Source organism: Bradyrhizobium sp. NBAIM08, from assembly GCF_020193935.1.
GTDB classification, from domain to species: domain Bacteria; phylum Pseudomonadota; class Alphaproteobacteria; order Rhizobiales; family Xanthobacteraceae; genus Bradyrhizobium; species Bradyrhizobium yuanmingense.
Window position 1 is genome coordinate 1 of record NZ_JADYVR010000188.1, and the last position, 468, is coordinate 468.

Consider the following 468-nt stretch of genomic DNA (forward strand, 5'->3'; position numbering starts at 1 on the left):
GTCCTGGAAGGCGATGTGGTCGAGCGAGTCGTAGACGACGTCCTCGCCGATCCCCTCGTGGCCGTCGCCCTTGAGATGAATGACGGTGGAGAGCCGGTCGAAGCCGGGCGCTGCGAACTCGAGGCCCTCCAGCTCGTAGCCCTCGACCTTGAGGGGCAGGTCACGGACTTTCTCGTAGGTGCTCATGTGGGGGACACTACGAAGATGAAGTCGCTGACGTTCGCGGGGAAGGATCAGATCGAGTGGCGCGACGCGCCTGACTCGAAGCTCCAGGGCGACGGCGAGGCCATCGTCCGGCCGCTCGCCGTGGCGACATGCGACCTGGACCAGCTGATCGTGCGCGGGATGATCCCCTTCGAGGAGCCGTTCCCGATCGGTCACGAGTGCGTCGCCGAGGTGCTGGCCGTCCGCGACGCGGTCCAGAACTCCGCCCCCGGGGATCGGGTGGTGGTGCCGTTCCAGATCAGC

The 468-nt window shown here is 66.9% G+C and carries 2 protein-coding genes; one reads left to right on the top strand and one right to left on the bottom strand.

The window, feature by feature from the left end; all coding sequences use genetic code 11:
* Positions 1-186, bottom strand: a 186-nt coding sequence (locus I6F37_RS39040) for a hypothetical protein (protein ID WP_225154231.1), incomplete at its 3' end; no start/stop codon positions are given.
* Between the two features lie 18 nt (positions 187-204).
* On the opposite strand from I6F37_RS39040, the gene I6F37_RS39045 reads away from it, so the two are divergent.
* Positions 205-468 (top strand): alcohol dehydrogenase catalytic domain-containing protein (locus I6F37_RS39045; RefSeq protein WP_225154232.1); only part of this gene is annotated, 264 nt, incomplete at its 3' end.